The 3,731-nt window shown below is 71.1% G+C and carries 3 protein-coding genes; 2 read left to right on the top strand and 1 reads right to left on the bottom strand.

Translation table 11 applies throughout. The annotated features are described in order from the left end of the window. On the bottom strand, positions 1–1,383 hold a 1,383-nt coding region (locus tag GZ997_RS08850), incomplete at its 3' end, for an AAA family ATPase (RefSeq protein WP_162679632.1). A gap of 216 nt (positions 1,384–1,599) precedes the next feature. On the opposite strand from GZ997_RS08850, the gene GZ997_RS08845 reads away from it, so the two are divergent. Further along, positions 1,600–2,559 (top strand): ATP-binding cassette domain-containing protein, encoded by a 960-nt coding sequence (locus GZ997_RS08845; RefSeq protein ID WP_162679631.1) that lies wholly within the window; start codon positions 1,600–1,602, stop codon positions 2,557–2,559. Between the two features lie 3 nt (positions 2,560–2,562). Then, positions 2,563–3,731, top strand: a 1,169-nt coding sequence (locus GZ997_RS08840; protein ID WP_343212312.1) for an ABC transporter permease, incomplete at its 3' end; no start/stop codon positions are given.

The following is a 3,731-nucleotide window of genomic DNA, read 5'->3' as shown; positions in this document are numbered from 1 at the left end:
GGCGGCGGCGGCACGGGTCTGCTCACCGGCCGCGGCGTCGGAACTGTCGGTGCCGGCGGGAGCGTCCGGGTCGCCGGCGGTGGCCGCCTCCAGTGCCCGGGCGGCGGCCGTGTCGCGCTCCTGGGCGGAGGCCAGGGATGCCCGAGCCAGTTCGACGGCGGCGCGGGCGGCCTCGTGGCGGGAGCGTGCGGAGGCCACGCGGCCCCCGGCACGGGCGAGCAGCTCGCGGTGCTCGGCGCGCCGGGTCTGCAAGGCCGCGAGCGCCTGCTCGGCGGTGGTGGCGGCGGCCTCGGCGTCGACGCGTTCGGCGGTGGCGTCCGTCAGCGCGGTGCGGGCGGCCTCAATGGCGGCGGCAAGCTCAGCCTCCTGGGCGGCGGCCTCCTGGGCGCGCCGCTCCAGTTCCTCGGGGTCGGTTCCGGCCTCGGGGCGCGGGGCGCCCGCCAGGCCACGTACCCGTTCCGCCGCCACGTCCGCCAGCGCCGACAGGGACTGAACGGCTGCCGACAGCTCCTCCCAGGTGGTGGTGGCGCGGGCCAGCCGCTGCCCGGACGTGGACTCCAGGGTCGTCAGCTCCTCCAGCCGGGCGCGGGCGAGGCGCTCGGACTCATCCAGCTCGGCCCGGCGGCCGGCTAGGCGGGCCTGGTCCTCCTGTCCGGCCTCCAGCAGGGACTGGACCTGCACGACGTCGTCGGCCAGCAGCCGAGCGGTGGCGTCACGAACCTCGGCCTGGATGACATGGGCGCGGCGGGCGACGGCGGCCTGCCGCGCGAGCGGGCCGAGCTGGCGGTGCAGCTCGGCGGTGAGGTCGGTGAGCCGGGTCAGGTCGGCGGCCATGGAGTCGAGCTTGCGCAGAGCCCGTTCCTTGCGCCGCCGGTGCTTGAGGACGCCGGCGGCCTCCTCGATGAAGCCGCGCCGCTCCTCCGGGGTGGCGGTGAGCACCGCATCGAGCTGCCCCTGGCCTACCACCACGTGCATCTGCCGGCCCATGCCCGTATCGGACAGTAGCTCCTGCACGTCCAGCAGGCGGCAGGTGTTGCCGTTGATCTGGTACTCGCTGCCGCCGCCGCGGAACAGGGTGCGGGTGATGGTCACCTCGCTGTAGTCGATGGGCAGGGCGCCGTCGGTGTTGTCGATCGTCAGGGAGACCTCGGCGCGGCCGAGCGCCGGGCGGGAGCCTGCACCGGCGAAGATGACGTCGGCCATGGAGCCGCCGCGCAGGTTCTTGGCGCCCTGCTCCCCCATCACCCAGGTCAGGGCGTCCACCACGTTGGACTTGCCCGAGCCGTTGGGGCCGACCACGGCGGTGATGCCCGGCTCCAGGCGCAGGGTGGTTGACGAGGCGAAGGACTTGAACCCCTTCATCGTCAACGTCTTCAGGTGCACGCGTCAACGATAGCGGGAAGCGGGAGGAAACCGGTGATCCGCCAGCGAGACCGGTGCGGGAAGCGGGAGGAAACCGGTAGACGGACCCGTAGCGCATCCCGCGGGCGGGTGGCACGACACCGACACACCGGAAAGCTACCTTGACATTACGGGCACAACGAATCAAGCTTCTCAAGTCAAGCGGACTTACCACAGCCGATCCCGATTGGAGTCCTCATGCTCGACATCGTCAACCTGTCCAAACGCTTCGGGAGCCTGCAAGCGCTCGATGACCTGTCCCTGCGCCTGGGCGATGGGGAAATCGTAGGCTTCGTGGGCGCCAACGGAGCGGGCAAGTCCACCACCATGCGCATCGTCATGGGGGTACTCAGCGCAGATGCCGGCACCGTGACCTGGGACGGCACGCCGGTGGGCGCCGCTGAGCGGCGTCGCATCGGCTACATGCCCGAGGAGCGCGGCCTGTACCCCAAGATGAAGGTCGGCGAGCAGCTGACCTACCTGGCCCGCCTGCACGGGGTGACGGCCCCCGCGGCCCGGCGGGCCAGCGAGCAGTGGACCGAGCGGCTGGACATCGCCGCCCGCCGCGAGGACGAGGTGCAGAAGCTCTCCCTGGGCAACCAGCAGCGCGTCCAACTGGCCGCAGCCCTGGTCTCCGACCCCGATCTGCTGATTCTGGACGAGCCCTTCTCCGGCCTGGACCCGGTGGCGGTCGATGTTATGAGCCAGGTGCTGCGCGAGCGGGCCGCGGCCGGGGTGCCCACGCTGTTCTCCTCTCACCAGCTCGACGTCGTGCAACGACTGTGCGACCGGGTAGTCATTATCCAGGCGGGCCGACTGGTTGCCGACGGCACCGTGGCCGAGCTGCAGTCGGGTGCCGAGCCGCGCTGGCGCGCCGTCGTCGAGGTCGCGGGCCGGCCCGACGCAGCCGTCAACGCCGCCACCGCCATGCTTGCCGGAACCCCTGGAGTGGAGGCGAGTGCCGAGCCCATTGCTGAGGGTGCGCGGGTGACCGTGGTGGTCGGCGGAGCCGACGAGCAGCGATTGCTGGAGGCCGCGGGGCGTCTGGGACGGCTGCGCGAACTCGGCCCCGTCACCCGCCCGCTGACCGACATCTTCCGCGACGTGCTCGCCGCCCCCACCGCATCCCCCGCCCCCACGACCGGACAGGAGGCCTAAGCCGTGTCCACCAGCCCCCAAGCCATTTCCCGCTCCCAGGAGATCCGGCTGGTTGCCGGCCGCGAGCTACGCGCCCAGCTGTTCAAGCGCTCAGCGGTCATCTCCACACTCGTCATGCTGGTCCTCGCCGTCGGCGGGATTCTCGTGGTCGCCCATCTGACCGGCGGCGAGGACGAGCCCTACCGGCTGGGCGTGTCCGCCCCCGCCGACGCCGTCGCACTCAGGCCCGCCCTGGAGCAGATCACCGGCACCAACGGTCTGCCCATCGAGGTCACTACCGACGTCTCCGACGCCGAGGCCGCCCTGGGAGTCAGCGGCGACATCGACGAGGACGCGACGCTAGACATGGTCCTCGACCTGAACAGCACCTCCCCCGCGCTGAAAGTGACCGAGGAGGGCCGCGCCGACCAGGCGGTGGTCGCATCCGTAACCAATGTGCTCCAGCAGGCGGCCCTATCGGATGAGATCAGCGCCCTGGGCGGCGATCCCACCCAGGTGGCGGCGTCACTGGCGGGGGCCGTGCCCCAGGTGGAGGCGCTCGACCCGCCCGACCAGGACTCCGCCGACTTCGGGGCCCGCTACACCGTGCTCCTGATCGTCGACATTCTGCTGTTCATCATCGTCATGGGTGGTGGGCAGACGATCGCGATGGGGGTAGTGGAGGAGAAGTCCAGCCGCATCGTGGAGATCCTGCTGGCCTGCGTGCGGCCCACCTCCCTGCTGGCCGGCAAGGTGATCGGCACCGGCACTGCCGTACTGGTCTCCTACGGGCTGATAGGTATCTTCGCCGGCGTGACGGCCAAGCTCAGCGGCGTACTGCCCGAGGGCGCCGTCGACATCGATACCGTGCTGGTCGCCATGATCGTGTGGATGATCGTCGGCTACGCCATTTTCGCGGTCGGCTACGCGGCGGCCGGGGCGCTGGTGAGCCGCCAGGAGGACGTGGCCAGTGCGGTCATGCCGCTGACGATGACGCTGATGATCCCCTACGTGCTCTCCTTCGTGATGGCGCTGGGCGACGCCTCATCCCCGCTTTACCGCGTGCTGGCCTACCTGCCGCCCTTCGCGCCCTTCCTAATGCCGGCACGGCTCGTGCTCGGCGTCTCGTCGTGGGGTGAGCAGCTGGCGGCGCTGGTGCTAGCGCTGGTGTTCATCCCGGTCTTCGTGTGGCT

It is taken from the genome of Actinomyces sp. 565 (assembly GCF_010365615.1).
In the GTDB taxonomy this organism is placed as follows: domain Bacteria; phylum Actinomycetota; class Actinomycetes; order Actinomycetales; family Actinomycetaceae; genus Actinomyces.
Note: the sequence above shows the minus strand (reverse complement) of the source record. Positions and strands in the feature narration are given on the sequence as shown.

Bases quoted from the DNA above. Each gene is read 5' to 3' on its own strand.
- GZ997_RS08845 (WP_162679631.1), top strand. From the start codon at position 1,600: ATGCTCGACATCGTCAACCTGTCCAAACGCTTCGGGAGCCTGCAAGCG.